The organism is Novosphingobium sp. TK71 (assembly GCF_055361505.1).
In genome coordinates this window covers 2,232,976-2,250,936 of the sequence record NZ_CM143962.1, presented here as the reverse complement: position 1 = coordinate 2,250,936, position 17,961 = coordinate 2,232,976, and the positions used below count along the sequence as shown (strand labels likewise).

At 66.4% G+C, this 17,961-nt stretch carries 19 protein-coding genes; 10 read left to right on the top strand and 9 right to left on the bottom strand.

The annotated features are described in order from the left end of the window. Positions 1 to 186: 186 nt before the first annotated feature. From ACXJ16_RS10470 to ACXJ16_RS10440, 7 genes are all read left to right on the top strand, one after another. Entirely contained in the window at positions 187 to 1,233 is a 1,047-nt protein-coding gene (locus ACXJ16_RS10470) for a mannose-1-phosphate guanylyltransferase (protein WP_443478101.1), read from the top strand. Between the two features lie 142 nt (positions 1,234 to 1,375). Next, a complete protein-coding gene (locus ACXJ16_RS10465) occupies positions 1,376 to 2,128 on the top strand; it encodes an HAD-IIB family hydrolase (protein ID WP_054436516.1) in 753 nt (250 codons plus the stop codon). Between the two features lie 28 nt (positions 2,129 to 2,156). After that, complete coding sequence (locus ACXJ16_RS10460) at positions 2,157 to 2,714, top strand: hypothetical protein (RefSeq protein WP_324698126.1); 558 nt, start codon at positions 2,157 to 2,159, stop codon at positions 2,712 to 2,714. A 98-nt stretch (positions 2,715 to 2,812) separates the two neighbouring features. Further along, positions 2,813 to 3,271: a Dps family protein gene (locus ACXJ16_RS10455; protein ID WP_054436512.1), complete on the top strand. Its 459-nt coding sequence runs from the start codon at positions 2,813 to 2,815 to the stop codon at positions 3,269 to 3,271. Positions 3,272 to 3,395: 124 nt separating this feature from the next. Next, positions 3,396 to 4,016, top strand: coding sequence for a 6-phosphogluconolactonase (locus tag ACXJ16_RS10450; RefSeq protein ID WP_324698128.1), 621 nt, complete (start codon positions 3,396 to 3,398; stop codon positions 4,014 to 4,016). Then, positions 4,004 to 4,492 (top strand): NUDIX domain-containing protein, encoded by a 489-nt coding sequence (locus tag ACXJ16_RS10445; RefSeq protein ID WP_324698130.1) that lies wholly within the window; start codon positions 4,004 to 4,006, stop codon positions 4,490 to 4,492. Before ACXJ16_RS10450 ends, ACXJ16_RS10445 begins: the two co-directional genes overlap by 13 nt. Beyond that, positions 4,485 to 5,009, top strand: a complete 525-nt coding sequence (locus ACXJ16_RS10440; RefSeq protein WP_054436509.1) for a GNAT family N-acetyltransferase — start codon at positions 4,485 to 4,487, stop codon at positions 5,007 to 5,009. Before ACXJ16_RS10445 ends, ACXJ16_RS10440 begins: the two co-directional genes overlap by 8 nt. A 10-nt stretch (positions 5,010 to 5,019) precedes the next feature. Here ACXJ16_RS10440 and dinB read toward each other — a convergent pair whose 3' ends face one another. Further along, the gene (gene dinB / locus ACXJ16_RS10435; RefSeq protein ID WP_185998026.1) at positions 5,020 to 6,141 is read right to left on the bottom strand and encodes a DNA polymerase IV; all 1,122 of its coding nucleotides are present in this window, start codon (positions 6,139 to 6,141) and stop codon (positions 5,020 to 5,022) included. 91 nt (positions 6,142 to 6,232) lie between these two features. On the opposite strand from dinB, the gene ACXJ16_RS10430 reads away from it, so the two are divergent. Beyond that, the gene (locus ACXJ16_RS10430) at positions 6,233 to 7,492 is read left to right on the top strand and encodes a multidrug effflux MFS transporter (protein ID WP_185998025.1); all 1,260 of its coding nucleotides are present in this window, start codon (positions 6,233 to 6,235) and stop codon (positions 7,490 to 7,492) included. Between the two features lie 59 nt (positions 7,493 to 7,551). Here ACXJ16_RS10430 and ACXJ16_RS10425 read toward each other — a convergent pair whose 3' ends face one another. The 6 genes from ACXJ16_RS10425 to crtY all read right to left on the bottom strand — a co-directional run bounded on the left by ACXJ16_RS10425 (position 7,552) and on the right by crtY (position 12,798). Then, positions 7,552 to 7,701, bottom strand: a complete 150-nt coding sequence (locus tag ACXJ16_RS10425; protein WP_132268417.1) for a lmo0937 family membrane protein — start codon at positions 7,699 to 7,701, stop codon at positions 7,552 to 7,554. A 314-nt stretch (positions 7,702 to 8,015) separates the two neighbouring features. After that, positions 8,016 to 9,029, bottom strand: a complete 1,014-nt coding sequence (locus tag ACXJ16_RS10420) for a phytoene/squalene synthase family protein (protein WP_324699004.1) — start codon at positions 9,027 to 9,029, stop codon at positions 8,016 to 8,018. A gap of 69 nt (positions 9,030 to 9,098) precedes the next feature. Next, a complete protein-coding gene (locus tag ACXJ16_RS10415) occupies positions 9,099 to 9,695 on the bottom strand; it encodes an LOG family protein (RefSeq protein ID WP_054436504.1) in 597 nt (198 codons plus the stop codon). Between the two features lie 3 nt (positions 9,696 to 9,698). Next, on the bottom strand, positions 9,699 to 10,133 hold the full coding sequence (locus ACXJ16_RS10410; protein ID WP_054436502.1) for a hypothetical protein: 435 nt from the start codon (positions 10,131 to 10,133) through the stop codon (positions 9,699 to 9,701). Further along, on the bottom strand, positions 10,130 to 11,608 hold the full coding sequence (locus ACXJ16_RS10405; RefSeq protein WP_132469920.1) for a phytoene desaturase: 1,479 nt from the start codon (positions 11,606 to 11,608) through the stop codon (positions 10,130 to 10,132). The genes ACXJ16_RS10410 and ACXJ16_RS10405 overlap by 4 nt, the downstream gene beginning before the upstream one ends. Next, the gene (gene crtY / locus ACXJ16_RS10400; protein ID WP_324698140.1) at positions 11,605 to 12,798 is read right to left on the bottom strand and encodes a lycopene beta-cyclase CrtY; all 1,194 of its coding nucleotides are present in this window, start codon (positions 12,796 to 12,798) and stop codon (positions 11,605 to 11,607) included. The genes ACXJ16_RS10405 and crtY overlap by 4 nt, the downstream gene beginning before the upstream one ends. 95 nt (positions 12,799 to 12,893) lie before the next feature. Here crtY and ACXJ16_RS10395 point away from each other — a divergent pair, with 95 nt between their 5' ends. Then, a complete protein-coding gene (locus tag ACXJ16_RS10395) occupies positions 12,894 to 13,451 on the top strand; it encodes a GNAT family N-acetyltransferase (protein WP_054436500.1) in 558 nt (185 codons plus the stop codon). 8 nt (positions 13,452 to 13,459) lie between these two features. Here the strand turns inward: ACXJ16_RS10395 and ACXJ16_RS10390 are convergent, their stop codons facing one another. Beyond that, positions 13,460 to 14,065, bottom strand: coding sequence for a uracil-DNA glycosylase family protein (locus tag ACXJ16_RS10390; RefSeq protein ID WP_324698142.1), 606 nt, complete (start codon positions 14,063 to 14,065; stop codon positions 13,460 to 13,462). 173 nt (positions 14,066 to 14,238) lie between these two features. On the opposite strand from ACXJ16_RS10390, the gene ACXJ16_RS10385 reads away from it, so the two are divergent. Beyond that, positions 14,239 to 15,603 carry an FAD/NAD(P)-binding protein gene (locus ACXJ16_RS10385; protein ID WP_324698144.1) on the top strand — a complete coding sequence of 455 codons (1,365 nt, stop codon included), beginning with the start codon at positions 14,239 to 14,241 and terminating at the stop codon, positions 15,601 to 15,603. Positions 15,604 to 15,649: 46 nt separating this feature from the next. Here the strand turns inward: ACXJ16_RS10385 and ACXJ16_RS10380 are convergent, their stop codons facing one another. Further along, positions 15,650 to 17,935, bottom strand: a complete 2,286-nt coding sequence (locus tag ACXJ16_RS10380; protein ID WP_054436499.1) for a TonB-dependent receptor — start codon at positions 17,933 to 17,935, stop codon at positions 15,650 to 15,652. Positions 17,936 to 17,961 lie beyond the last annotated feature (26 nt).

The following is a 17,961-nucleotide window of genomic DNA, read 5'->3' as shown; positions in this document are numbered from 1 at the left end:
GCGGCCGATCCGGTCGAGGTTGGGCGTTATCCGCCGGGGGCAGCGGCGCCGGAGAAGGGTCAAACGAACGGGATGGGGCAGGGTTCCGGCCGATGTGGAAGGTCGCTTCGAGTCCTCTATGCAATCCGGCGAGGGGCTAGTATTGGCACAGCGAAAGCCAGACTTCCCTGGCATTCATCGAGCCCCATGTCCCAGATCGTTCCAGTTATTCTGTGCGGAGGCAGCGGCACGCGGCTTTGGCCGCGCAGCCGCGTTGCCAAGCCCAAGCCTTTCCTGCCGTTGGTGGGAGAGAGCACGCTGTTCGAGGCGACGGTGTCGCGCTGCCCGCCGGATCTGGGTTTCGCGGCGCCGGTGGTGGTGACGGGACGGCAGCACCTCGAACATGTCGAGGCGCAGCTTCACGGGCAGGAAGGTGCCTCGGTGATCGTGGAGCCGGCCGCGCGCAACACCGCTGCCGCCATCGCGCTGGCCGCCTGCCGCCTGCCGGATGACGCGGTGATGCTGGTCTGCCCGAGCGACCACCATATCGGCCGCCCGGACGTGTTTGCCCGTGCCGCGGCTGCTGCCGCCGCGCTTGCCAGGGACGGCTGGCTGGTGTCCTTCGGCATCGAGGCGACCGCGCCGGAAACCGGCTTCGGCTACCTCAGGCGCGGCGAGGCGATCGAGGGCACGCCCGGTTTCCGCACGGCCCAGTTCGTCGAGAAGCCTGATCTCGAACGCGCCCGCGCCTTCCTGGCTGAGGGCAATTACGCCTGGAACGGAGGCATCTTCGCTTTCCGGGTGAGCGATTTCATGGCCGAACTCGCCGCGCACCGCCCGCAGATCGCCGCCAAGGTGCGCGAGGCCGTGGCGAAAGGCACGCTCGACGGCCACCGCTTCCATCCCGACGCGGCGACTTTCGCCGAGGTGGAAAGCGATTCGGTGGACTATGCGGTGATGGAAAACACCCGCCGCGCGGCGCTGGTGCCGGCCGACATGGAGTGGTCGGACATCGGCAACTGGCACGCCCTGCACGAAGCGCTCGATCGCGACGACCACGGCAACGCGGTGCGCGGCGCGGGTGATGCGGAACTGGTGGATTGCCGCAATGTCCTGGTCGACAGCGACGGACCGCGCGTCTCGGTCATCGGCCTCGAAAACGTCGTCGTCGTCGTCGATGGAAACGACATACTGGTCACCACCGTCCAAGGTGTGCAAAAGGTCGGCAAGCTATCCGGTGCCGTCAACCAGTAAGGGACGGCAGGCGCCCGGGTCCGGGGGCCGGACATCGGGAGCAACGGTAGGGGATTTGTCATCGTAATGGTGCAGGTCCGACATTTCTTTCCCGGCCGGATGATGGCAGGGGCCCGGATTATCGCATCGCGGAAGGCATGAAATGAAGCAGATCGTAGCGTTCGACCTCGACGGGACCCTGGCGCTGAGCAAGCAGCCGTTGACCGACGAAATGGCCGAACTCATGGCGCGGCTGCTCGAAGTGGCGCAAGTTGCCGTGATCTCCGGAGGGGACTGGCCGCAGTTCGACAAGCAGGTGGCCAGCCGTCTTCCCGCCGATGCCGATCGTTCGCGGCTCTGGCTCATGCCGACCAGCGGCGCCAAGCTCTACGTCCACCGCGACGGCGCCTGGACGCCGGTCTATGCCGAACTGTTCACTGAAGAACAGAAGCGCGAGATTCTCGAAGCGTTCGACGCTTCGCTTGCCGCCACCGGCTTCACGCCCGAGGAAACCTGGGGTGAGCGGATCGAGGATCGCGGCAGCCAGATCACTTTCTCCGCCCTGGGCCAGCAGGCTCCGCTTCATGCCAAGGAGCTCTGGGACCCGGACTTCGCCAAGCGCAAGGTGATCCAGGCCGATCTCGTGAAGCGCCTGCCCGGCGTCTCGGTCAATCTCGGCGGTGCCACTTCGGTGGACGTGACCCAGCCGGGCGTGGACAAGGCCTGGGGGCTCAAGCGGCTTGCCGAACATAGCGGCGTGGCCGAAGCCGACATGCTGTTCATCGGCGATGCCATCTTCCCCGGTGGCAACGACTATCCGGCCAAGGCCATGGGGCTCGACACGATCTGCGTGCGCGATCCCGCCGATACCGCCAACGTCGTCGCCGCGATCGTCGCCTGCCAGAAGGCGGGCTGACGGCAGCGGCGCCTTCGCGGGAAGCCGGATGCCCGCTTTCTACCTGACTTTCATCGCCGTCCTGCTCGCCGGTTTCGGTGCGCGGGACCAGATGACCATATCCGGCCTCGCCGCAAGGCAGGGGCAGCGGCCCGGTGTCCTGCTGGCGGCCCTGCTCAGTGCAGGGCTGACCGCCGCGGGTGCGGCATGGGCGGCGGCTTTCATGCTCGCCCAGCTACCGCCTCCGGCACGGATGATCTTCGCCGCATTCGCCGTGGGTCTTGCCGGGCTTGAGTCCCTGATCCTAGTCCCGCGCCGCCGGCCGAAGGAGCCCACCAATTCGCTCGGCGCACTGCTGCTGGTGCTGCTGGCCAGCCAGATCGCCGATGCCGCCCGGTTCATCGTCTTCGCCATGGGCGTGGGTATGGCAGCGCCTGTGGCATCCGGGGTGGCAGGCGCGCTGGGCGGCGGGATACTGGCGGGGATGGCCTGGGCCTTCCCGCAGTTTTCGAGCGCTCCGGCGGCGGGCTGGATCAGGCGGGGCGTCGGCCTCCTGCTGGTCTGCGCTGCGCTCATGCTGTTCCTTCGGGAATCTTCGATACTCTGATCGGAAATTGATAGAGAACCGGGGGTTCACTTCCGCGTTCACAAATCTACATAGTTCACCGGACGGCATAGGCCGAACAGCAACGAGGGAAACACGGCATGACTTCCAAGGACAATTCCAAGGCCGCTCTGATCGACAGCCTGAACGGGCTGCTCGCCGACACCTTCGCGCTTTACGTCAAGACGAAGAACTTCCACTGGCATGTTCGCGGCCCGCAGTTCCATGACCTGCACCTGCTGTTCGATACCCAGGCAACCGAGATTTTCGGCCTGACCGACCTGATCGCCGAGCGTGTCCGCAAGCTGGGCGGCACCACCCTGACCTCCATCGGCTCGATCGCCGCCAAGACTTCCGTAAAGGACGAGGATGACACCTCGCTCGACGCGCAGGGCATGGTCAAGCAACTGTTCGAGGACAACACCGCTTACGTCGCCACGCTGAAGGAAACCAAGGAACTGGCAGGCGAAGCAGGCGACAATGCCACCGACGGCATCATCGATGACTGGACCGATCAGGCCGAACAGCGCGCCTGGTTCCTTCGCGAGATTCTTGCCTGAGAATGTGCGACCGGCTCGCTACAGCCGTGGCGAGCCGGTCGCACCGGCATTTCGGCACCGCCAACGCGGACCGAACCCGAAGTCTCTCCTCGCGCAGAGACAAAAACCGGCCTAAGTCCAGCTCATGCCGAAACTCGAAATCATCGAAGGTGCCGACGATGGCGCCATTGCCGCTTGGTTCGCGGAGCGCCTCAAGGCTGCTCTTGCAACCAGTCCCGACGACATCGCGATCACCGTGCCCGGCGGTTCGACGCCTTTCCCGATTTTCGACCGGTTGGCGGAGATGGACCTTCCCTGGCACCGCATCTCGGTCTGGCCGGGGGACGATCGCATCGTTGACGAGGATCACCCCGCCAGCAATGTCGGCAAGATCCGGGCAAGGCTCGAGCCTGTGGGCGCGCGCGTCGTGGCGCTGACCGAACAGGCTCGGCCGCCGCATTTCGCGGTCGCCTGGCTTGGCATGGGCGGTGACGGGCATATCGCCTCGCTGTTCCCGAACACCGATCCGCAGATCGACGATCCCCGCGAAATCCGCCGCCTTACGCCCGATCCGTTGCCGCCCGAGGCGCCCTTCGACCGGCTAAGCCTGACCATCCCGGCGCTGACGGACAGCGACGAGCTGATGTTCGTGATCCGCGGCGCTGACAAGCGCGCGGTCTTCGATGCCGCGGTCAAGGGCGAGCACGATCTGCCGGTTGCCCGGCTGCTGCGCGCGGCGCGGCACAAGGTCACGTGTTTCTGCTGAACTGGCTGCTGCACCGGCTTCCGGCGCCGCTCCACCGTACGCTTTACCGCGCGGCACACTGGGGCCGGCGGCAGGTGTGGAAGGTGTGGCGGCCGGAACTGCACGGCGTGCGCGTGCTTGCGCTCGATGGTGAAGGCCGGGTGCTGCTGGTGCGGCATTCCTATGGCTCCGGCCGCTGGATGCCCCCCGGCGGCGGGCTCAATCGCGGTGAAGATGCGCTCTCCGCCGGACGGCGGGAACTGCTGGAAGAGACCGGCTGCGCGCTTGCGGATGTTCGCCTGCTCGTTCTCGTCACCGAGGATCTCGTCGGCGCGAGCAATCATGTCCATGTCGTTGCCGGCAGGACCAACGATGTGCCGCGCGTGGATGGCCGCGAACTCGTGGAGGCGCGGTTCTTCCCGCTGGGGGCGCTGCCCGATCGGATACCGGCGCGGCTTCCCGCCGAACTGGCGCAGTGGATCGCCGAATATGCCTGATGCGGGGATCATGCTGGAGACCGAGCGTCTCTGCCTTCGCCCGCCAGAGCGGGGGGATTTCGAGCCCATGCGGCAGATGTTCTGCGATCCGCTGGTGGTCGCCCATATCGGAGGCAGTCCGCTCCTGCGTACCGAGGCATGGGCGCGGTTTCAGCGAGACGTGGGGCACTGGACGCTGGAGGGTTTCGGCCAGTTCACGGTTCTGGAGAGAGCCTCCGGCCGTTACGTCGGCAAGCTGGGGCATGCACGCTTCCTGCGCGATCTTGGACCTCTGGTGGAGACCGAGATCGAGATGACGTGGACGCTGGCATCGGGGTTTCACGGGCTGGGCTATGGGAGCGAGGCAGGCCGGGCCGCGATCGCGTGGTTCGAGGGACGCGGCCCCCGCCGCACCGCCTGCGTGATTGCTGAGGCGAATCTGCCTTCGCTCGGGCTGGCCCGAAAGCTTGGATATCGGGAAGTTGACCGGCTGGCGGGCGAAGCCGGCGCCCGGATCGTGCTCGTCAGGCAGGGGTGAAAGTCCAGGCCTAAAGAAGCGAAAGCTGCCCATCCCTGGCCGGGCGAACGTCCTCTTCCCCGCGTTCGAGGGCGGAGAGGGTCAGGCCCATCAGGCGGATCGGTTGCGGCAGCGGCAGCAGTTCCTCCAGCAGTCCATGACCGAGTGCGGAGAATTCCGCCTTGTCGGCCACGAAATGATGGAGCGAGCGGGCGCGGGTGAGGGTCTGGAAGTCGGCGTAGCGCAGCTTGAGCGTGACGGTACGGCCACGGGTCTCGGCGCGCTCGATGCGGTCCCAGACGATGTCTACGATGTTGTCCAGCGTTTCGCGCAGGGCCTCGGTGCCCTGGATATTGTCGAAGAAGGTGCGCTCGCCGCCGACCGATTTTCTCGGGCGGTTGGCGCGCACCTGTCGCAGGTCCACGCCCCGGGCAGCCTGATAGAGATACTCCGCAAAGCTGCCGAAATGGGCGCGCAGGAAGGCGATGTCCTTTTCGCGCAGGTCCGCGCCGGTCTCGATGCCGAGGCGGGCCATCTTTTCCGCGCCGCGCGGGCCGACGCCGTGAAAGCGGCGTACCGGCAGGCTCGCCACGAACTGCGCGCCCTGGTCGGGGCGGATCACGCAGAGACCGTCAGGCTTGTTCTGGTCGCTGGCGAGCTTGGCGATGAACTTGTTGTAGGACACCCCGGCGCTGGCGGTAAGCCCGGTTTCGGCCTTGATGCGGCGGCGGATCTCCTCGGCGATGCGGGTGGCTGACCCGATTCCCCTGAGGTCGGCGGTGACGTCGAGATAGGCTTCGTCAAGCGAGAGCGGCTCCACGTGGGGGGTATACTCGTGGAAGATCGCGCGGATCTGCTGGCTGACCTCGCGGTAGACCTCGAAACGGGGTTTGCGGAAGATCAGGTCAGGGCAGAGCCGCGCCGCGCGGGCGGAAGGCATGGCGGAGCGCACGCCGAACTTTCGCGCTTCGTAGCTGGCCGCCGCCACCACGCCGCGCAGGGAGGAACCGCCCACCGCCACCGGCTTGCCCCGCAGCGAGGGATCGTCGCGCTGCTCTACGCTGGCGTAGAACGCGTCCATGTCGACATGGATCACCTTGCGCAGGCCGTCGGCCTCGCGGTCCTCTGCCGACTCTGCTTCGCGCGATGACATGGCGGCAGATATAGTCCCTGCGCCGGGAAAAGCGCTATCCGCGGCGCGAAATTGCTGGCCACTGCGGCGCAAGTGCTGCAATGCGCCGTGCATGACCTCCGACACAGCGAATCCCGCGCCCTTTCCGATGCGGGGGGTCGAGTTCGTCGCCCTCATGGCCGCCCTGCAGGCACTTCAGGCGCTCTCGATCGACATCATGTTGCCCGCGCTCGGCGAGATCAGCCGTGACCTGGCGGTCCCTGACCCCAACCAGCGGCAGCTGATCGTCGGCGTGTTCCTGATCTGCACCGGGCTCGGCTCGCTGGTTCCCGGCGCGTTGGCGGACCGTTACGGCCGCCGCCCCGTGCTGCTTTTCGCGATCTGCGCCTATGTGCTGAGCGCTCTGGCCTGCGCGCTGGTCACCAGCTTCCCGATGATGCTGGCGGCGCGCGCGGTGGCAGGGCTGTGCACGTCCGCGCTGATGGTCATGCCGATGACCGTCATTCGCGACCGGTTCGAAGGCGATCGCATGGCCAGCATGCAGTCGCTGGTGTCGATGACCTTCATGGTCGTGCCGATGATCGCGCCGATGGTGGGGCAGGGCGTGATGCTGGTTGCCGGCTGGCGCTGGATATTCGGCCTCATCAGCGTGCTGGGCGCCTGTGTCTACGCATGGACGGCCTTGCGCCTGCCGGAGACCTTGCACCCCGATTACCGGCAGGAAATCCGGCCCCGGGTGATCGCCACCAACATGGCGCTGACGCTGCGCACGCGCGAGGCGGTGGGCTACCTGTTCGGCGTCGCTTTCGTGCAGGGGGCGATGTTCGGCTACATCAACAGTGCCCAGCAGCTGGTGGCGGAGCACTTCGGCGCGGGATTCTTCTTCCCGGCGGTGTTCGGCGGCATGGCGCTGGTCATGGCCATGACCAACTTCGCCAATTCGCGTATCGTCCAGCGCTTCGGTGCGCGGCGCGTGTCGCAGACGGCGCTGTTCGGCTATATCGCCAGTTCGGTGCTGCACTTCGTGCTGGCCCTGAATGGGGAGACCCTGTGGGTCTTCGTCCCGCTCATGACCTTCTCCATGTGCATGATGAGCTTCATCGGCTCGAACTTCCAGTCGATCGCGATCCAGCCTTTCGCGCGCACGGCCGGGGCGGCGGCCTCGATCATGTCGTTCGTAAGGATGGTTATGGGCGCGGTTCTGGGCGCGTTGATCGGGCAGGCCTACGACGGCACGCCCGGACCGATCCTGGGCTCGATGGTGGCAGCGGGCCTGACGGCGCTTGTCTTCGTGCTCTATTCCGAGCGAGGCCGCCTGTTCCGGCGCCTCAACTATCCTGCCGGCTACTATCCCCCAGGCAAGCGGCCCTGAGCTAGGGACCTTTATCGGTAATACGGGGAGCCGGTGCCCCCCGCTTACCTGCCTGAGGGCTAGACGGCCCGGCCGCCGCGAAACAGCTGGACGAGGCCCACGACGATGGCGATCACCAGCAAGACGTGGATGAGCGCGCTGGACACGTGGAACACCACGAAGCCGAGCAGCCACAGGACCAGCAGGATGGCGGCAATGGTGAAGAGCATGGCGATTCTCCCTTGTTCGTTACAAAGCAGCAACGCTCGGTATCGTTCGAGGCTCCCGGATTTTTTTGGTAAGCTCCGCGATCTCCACCGGGAAAACGGTTCGTCCCGGCTTCGGGGCAGGCGATGGAATGCTGCCATGCCCGACGATTGCCGGACAGGGGCGGCCAAGGCATGGTCGCCTCGCGACCGCGAATCGCCCTTGGGCGCATCTCGCCGCGAATTCTTCGGGTCCACCCAATTACGTCGCAACGACGACAGTTCGCGGGCATGGCGCATCCTGTGCCGGCCCGCGACACTCGCCACGCCAGCCCAGACTATTTCCGCAGGCCCATTTCCCTGAGCTCGCGGCGTGACAGCGCCGGGCGGGGCGCTGTGCCCGCAGGCTCGGCTGCGCTTTCCGGCCCGCCGCCCGCCATCCGGTCGGGATCGTTCTGATTACCCGCCTGCGCCTCGTTCCATGCGGACCAGACATGGGCGAGCTTTTCGGCGCGGGTGGTGTGTACGCGGTGGTCCCAGGCATGGGCGCCGAGCCGCTCCACCTCGCGGGCGATGCCGCCGTAGATGTTCGCGGCCGACAGCACCGCCCAGCGCTGGCGGAAGGCCAGCCGGGCAGCTCCGATCCTTGCCGATGCCTCATAGTCCCGCGCGAGCGCGCAGGCGCGGGCGATCATCGGCACCAGCGCGCCACGATAGTGCGGCTTGGTGACTTCGCCGGGCGGGATGTCCGCCTCCACCAGCCATTCGACCGGCAGGTAGCAGCGGCCCCGCGCGTCGTCCTCCCAGACATCGCGCACGATATTGGCGATCTGGAAGGCAATGCCGAGATCGCAGGCCCGGTCCAGCGTGTCGTCGTCGTCGGGCGATACGCCCATGACCGCCGCCATCATCACGCCCACCGCGCCTGCCACGTGATAGCAGTAGCGCAGCATGTCCGCCTCGCAGCGAGGCCGCCAGTCGGCCGCATCCAGCGCGAAGCCGGCCAGCACGTCATCCACCATGGCGGCGGTCAGCGGCACTTCGCGCATGAGCTGGCCGAGCGCGTCGAAAGCGGGCGTGCCGGTGGTTTCGCCCGCCATCGCCAGCTCGGTCAGCGTGCGGATGGTTGCCAGCCGGTCCTCGGGCGAGAGGCGGGTGCCGAGCCGCACGGGGCCGATGGCGTGGCCGTGGTCCTGTTCGTCGGCGATGTCGTCGCAGGCGCGGCACCAGGCGTAGAGCAGCCAGACCCGCTCGCGCGTTTCGCGGTCGAACAGGCGGCTGGCCGCCGCGAAGCTCTTCGATCCCTTGCGGATGGACCGGCGCGCCTCCTTGACGAGGTGCGCGCGGTCCAGCGGCCCGGAGCGGAGGGCGGCGCCGCGCAGGGCGGCTTCGAGGAGCTTCTCAGTCGGCACCCGAAAGCCTCACAGCGTGCTGGGGTCCATCCTGACGATCGGGACGATCGGCTCGTGCGCGTGCATGCGGTCGAGCAGGAGGTCCAGCTCGGTCTCGGCCAGGATGATGCCCTGATGGGCGGGCCGAACGAAGCCGACTTCGGCCATGTGGCGGTTGAATGCGAGCAGGCCGTCATAGAAGCCGAAGGAGTTCAGCACGCCCACCGGCTTGTCGTGATAGCCGAGCTGGGCCCAGCTCACCGCTTCCCACAGTTCGTCCATGGTGCCGACGCCGCCGGGCAGGACCAGGAAGCCGTCCGACAGGCGCGTGAATTCCGCCTTGCGCTCGTGCATGGTCTTGACGACGTAAAGCTCGGTGCAATCGTGATTGGCGACTTCGCCGCCCTTGCCGCCGGCGCCGGTGAGCGCTTCGGGGATCACGCCGATCACTTCGCCGCCCTGCGTGAGCGCGCCGGCGGCCACGGCGCCCATCAGGCCGAGGCGGCCACCGCCATAGACAACGCCGATGCCGCGCGCGGCAAGGGCGGCGCCCACGTCATGGGCAAGCTGGACGTAGCGGGGATCGGCGGGGGTGGCGGAGCCGCAGTAGACGGCGATGCGTTTCATGACTCAGGTAGCCTTCAGTTGTACCCGCGCGCCGTCCGGCAGATCGCGGGTCTGCCGGGCGAGGTCGCCGGTCAGGTAGATCAGGTCGACAAGGTCGATCCGGACCAGATTTTCATGCCCATAGTCGCCCGACAGGATCGCGGAAAGCGTCCGGCTGTAGACTTCCCCCGTGGCGGTGAAGCCGAGCCGCTGCGTCGCCGCGTCTACAAGGGCGTCTGCGCGCCAGATGGCCTTGGTTTCGTCCAGCGCCATGTGGGCCTGCGCCGCGGCTTCGTCGCCCAGCCGGGACAGGCTGAGGAGATCGGGGTCGAGGTAGTGGAAAATGCCTTCGCGGTCGATTAGCAGCATGTGGCCCATCAGGCTGTGGGCCACCTCTTCGGCGAAGTCCACGCCGGTCCACCCCCAGGCGACTTTCAGGGCGTGGAGCGCGCGGCTCACTTCAGGGCATCCAGCATGAGTCTGGCGGTGGCCTTGGCAGAGCCGACGACACCGGGAATGCCCGCGCCGGGATGCGTTCCGGCGCCGACGAGGTAGAAGTTCTTCAGCTTGTCGTCGCGGTTATGGCCGCGGAAGTAGGCGCTCTGCGTCAGCAGCGGTTCGAGGCTGAAGCCGTTGCCGTTATACGCGCCCAGATCGCGCTCGAAGTCAGGCGGGGCGTAGTGGAACCGGGTGACGATACGGTCGTCGATGTCGGGGATCAGGCGGCGACCGACTTCGGCGAGCACGCGCTTTTCGAGGATCGGACCGGCTTCGTCCCAGTCGATCGGCAACTTGCCCATGTTGGCTACCGGGACGAGGGCGTAGAACGTGCTCTTGCCCGCCGGCGCCATCGAGGGATCGGTAACGGTCGGATGGTGGAGGTAGATCGAGAAGTCGCGCGGCAGCACGCCATGCTCGAAGATGTCGTCGAGCAGGCCCTTGTAGCGCGGGCCGAACAGGATGGTGTGGTGCGGGATGCCGGGCCAGGTGCCTTCGAGGCCGAAGTGAACCACGAAGAGGCTTGGCGAGAAGCGCTTCTTCTTCAGCTTGTGCGCCATGTCCTGCCCGCGCTGGTTCCCGGAGAGCAGGTCGCGGTAGGTGTGCATCAGGTCGCCGTTGCTGGCGATGGCATCGAACCGCTGTTTCCAGCCGCTGTCCGTCTCGACCTCCGTCACCTGGTCGCCGAGCGTGTGGATCTGCACGACCTTCTCGCCGAGGCGCAATTGCCCGCCCAGCCGCTCGAACAGGCGGGCCATGCCCTGCGCCAGTTTGTTGGTGCCGCCACGGGCCCACCAGACGCCGCCGTCCTTCTCCAGCTTGTGGATCAGGGCGTAGATCGCGCTCGTGGTCATCGGGTTGCCGCCCACCAGCAGGGTGTGGAACGAGAGCGCCTGCCGCAGGTGCTCGTCCTTCACGAAGTGGCTGACCATCGAATAGACCGAGCGCCAGGCCTGGTAGCGGGCCAGCGCCGGGGCGGCCTTGACCATGCTGGAAAAGTCCAGGAACGCCTCGTGCCCCAGCTTGACGTAGCCTTCCTGATAGACCCCGGCGGCATAGCGCACGAATTCGTCGTAGCCGGGCACATCGCGCGGGGCGACGCGGTTGATCTCGCGGCGCAGGGCGATTTCGTCGTTGGAATAATCGAACGTGACGCCGTCGGTCCAGTTGAGCCGGTAGAACGGCATTACCGGCATCAGGTCGACATCGTCGGCCATTTCATGCCCGGAAAGCGTCCAGAGTTCGCGCAGGGCGTCGGGATCGGTGATGACGGTGGGGCCGGCGTCGAACGTGAAGCCGTCACGCTCCCAGACGTAGGCTCGGCCGCCCACTTTGTCTCGCGCTTCGACAAGGGTGGTGTCGATCCCGGCGCTTTGCAGGCGGATGGCGAGGGAAAGGCCGCCGAACCCGGCGCCGATGACGCAGGCCTTCTTCATCGATTGCCGCCTTTCGGGTCGAGGTCCGCCAGTGGGTGGCCGCGCCCGGCAAGGCTGGCCATCGCCGCGCCCATCGGCACCGGAGGCTTGCCGCAGAGCACGCGGGCCTTGTCGGCCGGTGTGAGGCGGCCGGCGTAGAACCGCTCGATCAGTCCTTCGGGCAGGGTGTAGAAACGTTCGAGAACGGCGCGCCGCTCATCGGGACGGGCGGCGCCGAACAACATGCGCGTCAACATCCGGTAGAAGCGCCCCCCGCGCCAGTGATTTGCGGCCCATGCATGACTTGTCCTTCCTAGGCTCTCGCCGGAGAGCTTGTCGAGTGCGGTCACGTGCATGGCGAATCTTACGGCATCAGGAAACGAATAGGACGTCATCGGATTGACGAGCGCGGCCCGCACTCCTGCACGGGCAACCGGCAGGCCCCCCGCATGGTTCCAGTCGGCGTGGTTCCAGAATGCCTCGAAATCACCGCCCGCGATGACCGGCAGCACGCCGGTCTCTTCATAAGTGACGGATTCGATGTGCCAACCCATCCCGTCGGCGTAATCCCCGATCCTCTCGCCCAGGCTGGCAACGTCGAGCGCGGTATCCCCTGAGTAGTAGGTATCTTCGACGAAGACTTCGGTGGGCGAGAAAGGCAAGCAGTAGATGAAGCGATAGCCGTCGTGCTGGGCGACGCGGGCATCCATCACGACCGGCCGGTCAAGCCCGTGGGGCGCGGCGAGGCGCAGCATCCGGCCAAGGAACTTCTGCCAGCCGCCGGACATGTGCGGCAGGCCGTGAGCGCCGCGAGCGTCGATCACGGCATCGGCGCGGATTTCGCGCCCGTCCGCCAGGATAACGCCGGTCGGAGCGGCCTGGCGCACTTCGGCGCCGGTCAGCAGGGCGTCTGCGGGAAGCGCCGCGCGGACCACTTCGTCGAGCCGGCGGCTGGTCACACTGGCATAGGCCGTGCCGAGACGGCGCGAGTAGCCGGGGAAATGGACGTCGTAGCCGGGCCAGCGCCGCGCGATCAGCGGTTCCACCAGATCGCGGTGCGCGGGCGCTACATCGCTTTCGAAGAAAGACCAGACATGCTCGCCCCCCAGGCTTTCGCCGCGCTCGATCAACAGTACGCGCAGGTCCGGCCGGTGGCGCGCCATTGCGAGCGCGATCAGCGAACCGGCGAGGCCTCCGCCCAGAATTGCCATGTTGCAGGAAATAATTGCCATCTTGGTACCGTTTAAGGACAGGTTGTGCCTGCTGCAACTTGGCAGGGCGGGTGCTTTGCGGCATTGTCATGACAATGACCGAGGAATTGACCGTCTGCGGTGCTTCGATCGAAGATGCTGCAGCCATTGCCGAGATCTACGCTCACTATGTGATCGAAAGCACCGCGACTTTCGAGACAGAACCGCCTGACATCATGGAAAGTGAACGCCGCATTCGCGATATCGTCGATGCGGGTTATCCTTTTCTTGTCGTCCGCGCCGATTCCGATGACGAGGCAGGCGAAGGGCGAGTGCTCGGTTTCGGTTTCGCTCACCGCTACGGTCCGCGCGCGGGTTATCTCTACAGTGTCGAGACCACGATCTATGTCCGGCCGGAAAGCGTGGGCCGGGGGATCGGCGGAAGACTGCTCAACGCCTTGCTGGAAGAATGCGAGAAGCGCGGCTTCCGGCAGGCCTTCGCGGTGATCGCGGAAAGCGAACCGGCCTCGGTCGTGCTTCACGCAAGGGCCGGTTTCCGGCCCGTCGGCACGCTTGACGGCGCGGGCTGGAAGCATGGCAAGTGGCTCGACGTCTTCGTGATGCAGCGCCAGCTTGGCGAGGGGGACCACACGCTGCCGGTGCATTCCGCCTAGTTTACGACCTAGCCTGACCCCACCGGCAGATCCTTTTTCAGCACATGTCTGACGCGGGCCTGCAGGTCCGGCAGCACTTCCGCTTCGAACCATGCATGGCGCGCCATCCAGATGCGGCTGCGCCAGGCGGGGTGAGGCAGCGGAAAGAACCCCTCCGGCGCTTCCTGCCAGCGATGGACCGCTTCGGTCAGGTTCGGCGCGAAATGGCGCGGAAGGTAACGTTTCTGCGCATATTGGCCGACCAGCAGGGTGAGCCGCACATCGGGCAGCGCCGCGCGCAGGCGATCGTGCCAGAGCGGGGCGCATTCGGGGCGGGGCGGCAGGTCTCCGCCCTTGCCCTTGCCGGGATAGCAGAAGCCGCTGGGCATGTGGGCGATCCGGTCCGGGTCGTAGAATGTCGCGGGATCGATCCCGGTCCACTCCCGCAGCCGGTCGCCGCTGTCGTCATCCCAGGCCCGGCCGCTGGCGTGGACCTTGCTCCCCGGTGCCTGTCCGATCACGAGAATGCGCGCGCCGCGTCCCGCCTGCACCACCGGGCGCGGTTCATGCGGCAGCACGCGCCGGCAGGCCCGGCAGGCGCGGATCGCTTCCAGCAGTTCGGGGAGATCTGTCACCCATGGGCAGATGGCGAGAGGTTGGCCTTCGCGCAAGGACTGCTAAGCTGGCGTTCGCAGGCGGCTCGTCTGCCGTCCAAACCGTTATGTCATATTCTCAACCAATTTAGTTGATAATAGGCCGATGCCTTCGCTAGACAGGCATCGCACAGAATACGCCACGGAGCTTGCCCTTGAATAATCGGAATGGAAACGGCGCGCTTCCCGTCGCGATCGTCGGCGCGGGGTTCAGCGGAACCCTGATGGCGATCAACCTCCTGCGCAACGGCGTCCGCGTCGTCCTGATCGAGCGCAAGGATGCCCAGCTTGCCAAGGGGCTCGCCTTCGGCACCCGCTGGCCGGAGCACCTGCTCAACGTGCGCGCCGCCAACATGAGCGCCTTCCCGGACGACCAGGCGAATTTCCTGCGCTGGATCGGCCATAGCGGCGACGAGCAGGCGAACCGCTTCGTGCCGCGCCTGTCCTATGGGCTCTACTTGCGCGAGCTGCTCATCCGGGCGCTGGCGGAAGCGGGGCCGAACGCGCTGATCGTCAATGCCGAAGCCTGTTCGGCCCGCTTCGAGGATGGCCGCGTCCTGGTGGAGATGGCGGACGGGGACGAGATCGAGGCGCGGGCCCTGGTGCTTGCCCTCGGCAATTTCCCGCCTTCGCCTCATCCGGTGCTGGCCACCATACCCGAGGATCGCCGCTTCACCGACCCGTGGCAGCCCGGCACGCTGGAGAAGATCGAGGAGGTCGATCATGTCCTCCTGATCGGCACCGGCCTTACCGCCGCCGACATGGTGCTTTCGCTCGACAAGGCCGGGTTCAAGGGCAGGATTACCGCGCTTTCGCGGCGCGGGCTCAAGCCGCTTGCCCATGCCGAGAGCGGGCCGTCGGTGGATTACGTTCCCGCGCCCGAGGAACGCGGATCGCAGCTCGTGCGCCGGGTGCGTGCGCGGGCGGCGGAAATCGGCTGGCGCGCGGCTGTGGACGAGCTGCGGCCGCACACCCAGAACCTCTGGCGCCGCCACGACGAGGCGGGGCAGCGGCGGTTCCTGCATCACTTGCGTCCCTATTGGGATGTCCATCGCCACCGTCTAGCGCCTGACGTGGCGAAGCGCATCGCCGAGATCGAGGCGGAAGGCCGGCTGGAGTTCGTCGCAGGCAAACTCGTGAGCGCAGAGCCGACCGAAAGCGGGGTCTCGGTGGCCTATCGTCCGCGCGGGAAGGACGAACTGGTGCGGCTGGGCGTATCGCGCACGATCAACTGCACCGGCCCGGAAGGAGACCTGATGCGCAGCGGCGCGCCGCTGGTGAAGGACCTTCTGGCGCAGGGCAAGGTGCGCTCCGACGCGCACAGGCTGGGGCTCGATGTCGATCATCTCGGCCGGGTGCGCGATATCGACGGAGAGCCGCAGGATACGCTCTTCGCGGTGGGCCCCGTTACCAAGGGCGAGGCGTGGGAGATCGTCGCGGTGCCGGATATCCGGCGGCAGGTCTGGAATCTCGCGCGCTATCTGGCGGATGCGCACTGGGTGGGCGGCGAGGGTCTGTAAGACGGAAGAAAGGCCCGGGAGACGATTCCCCCGGGCCTTCTTTTCCTCAGAAGTCCTTGCGCAGCATGATGCCGCCGTAGCGCTTGTCGTCACGCGGGACATAGCGGACGATGCCGGCGAGCGTGCCGTTGGCGAGGAAGTTCGAGTAGCTCTGGTTCGTGATGTTCTTCACGAAACCGCGCAGTTGCCACCCGTCGTTCGTGCCGATCAGGGCGACGCTGCCGTTCCAGATGTAGTAGCCCGGCTGGATCGTGCCCGGCGTCTGCGTCAGCTGGTACTGCGTGCGGCTCTTGAGTGTGATGTCGGACTGGAATTCGAGGTCGATCGAATCCGACAGCGCGAAGCGATAGGCCGCATTGCTGTAGAGCTTCCACTTCGGTGCGAAGGGAAGGACTTCGCCGTTGATGTTGCAGCTCGACGGAGCGCCTTCGGGGCAGATGAAGTTCAGCACCTTGGCGTCGGTATAGGCCACCGAGGTGTCGAGCGAGAGGCCCGGGATCGGGCGCACGCCGAAGTCGAGTTCCACGCCCTTGGTCTGGACGGTGCCGGCGTTGATGAGACGCGTGACCTGCGCCCCGCCGACCACGTCGTTGTAGTTGGCCTGGTAGTTGTGGAACTTGGTGGAATAGACGGCCAGCGCGTAAGTGATCTTGCGGTCCACCGCCGAGCCCTTGATCCCGCCTTCGAACGAATCCGAGGTTTCCGGCTTCAGCGCGATTTCGTCCAGCGGCGTGGTCGCGTTAAGCGAGCGCATGTTGAAATAGGCATTGTAGGCCGGGCCCTTGTACCCGCGCGAGTAGGTGAAATAGGCCTGGTTGTTCGCCGCGAAGTCCAGCTGGAGGCCGCCGCGATAGGAATCGCCGCGCTTCGAGGTCGAGCCTGCCGAATTGTGGTAGGCGCGGATGCCTGCCACGTCGAGCGCGGTCGCGCCCGAGTTCGTCGGGTCGTTGCTGGACGTGCGGACGTGGTAGTAGCTGAGATCGTCCCAGGTCGAACGGTAGCCCGCGATGGCGCGCAGCCAGGAGGTGAAGTTCACGTTGGCTTCGCCGAACACGGCGTAGTTGTCACTGGTGACGCCGTAGTTCGCCACGCCCGAAACGGTGTTCTCCGCACCGGAGATCAGGCGGGTGAGCGTGCGGGTATAAACCTCGTCGGTCTTGGCGTGGAGGTAATAGGCGCCCACGACATAGTCGATGAACTTGCCCTTGGGCGAGGTCAGGCGCAGTTCCTGCGAGAACTGCTTGTTGTTGACGGTGCCGTAATCCTCACCTTCGGGGAAGGTCGCGGAAAGTTCGGACAGCGCGTCGTAATCCTGGTGCTGGCGGTTCTTCCACTCGCGATAGGCGGTGATCGAGGTCACCGTGTAATCGCCCAGGCCCCACTCGGCCGTCAGCGAGCCGCCATAGTTCTTGTCGCGCACGTCGGTGTCGAAGTTGGTGCTGACTTCGCGGTTCTCGCTGCCGGGCGTGATGCCCTTGCCGGCGAGGAATGCGGCAAGCGCGGCGGAATCGGTGACGGTGCCGGTCGGATAGGCGATCTGGCTGGTGCGCGCGTAGACGCCGCTCGGCGTGGTGTCGTGCGAATGGAGGTAGTCACCCGAAAGCGTGAGCTTCAGGTTGTCGGTCGGCGTCGCCTCGATCTTGGCGCGGGCGCCGTAACGCTCGTAGCCGTTCACTTCGTTGCCGGTGGTGACGTTGCGCACGTTGCCGTCATAGTTGGCGTAGAGGCCGTCGATCCGGGCCGAGACGTTCGGGGCGATGCCGCCGGTCACGCCTGCCTTGATGCGGTATTCCTCGTCCGTGGTGGCCGATCCCTCGGCATAGGCGTGGAATTCCTGCGAAGGCGCGGCGGTGACGACGCTGATGACGCCGGCCGAGGCGTTCTTGCCGAACAGCGTGCCCTGCGGTCCGCGCAGCACTTCGATCCGCGAGACTTCGCCCACGTCGAGCGTCGCCTGCCCCGGACGGGTCAGGACGACACCGTCGAGAACTGTCGAAACGGAGGATTCGACGCCCGGCGACGTGCTGATCGTGCCCACGCCGCGGACGAAGACGGTGCGGTCCTTGTTGGAGGCGCCGTTGCGGAAATCGATCGAGGGGACCGAGGCGCTCAGGTCCTGCAGGTTGTGGATCGCCCGGTCGTTGAGCGATTCGCCGCTGACGGCGGTAATGGCGATCGGCACCTGCTGGAGCGATTCGTCGCGGTAGCGCGCGGTCACGACGATCTCGCCGGAAGCGGGTTCGGCGGCTTCATCGGCATAAGCCGTTGCCGGGAACAGGACCGCGGAAGCCAGCAGCAGGGTGCGGGCGGCGCGGAGCGGGGTCATTGTCATTTGGATCTCCCTGGAACCCGCGGAGC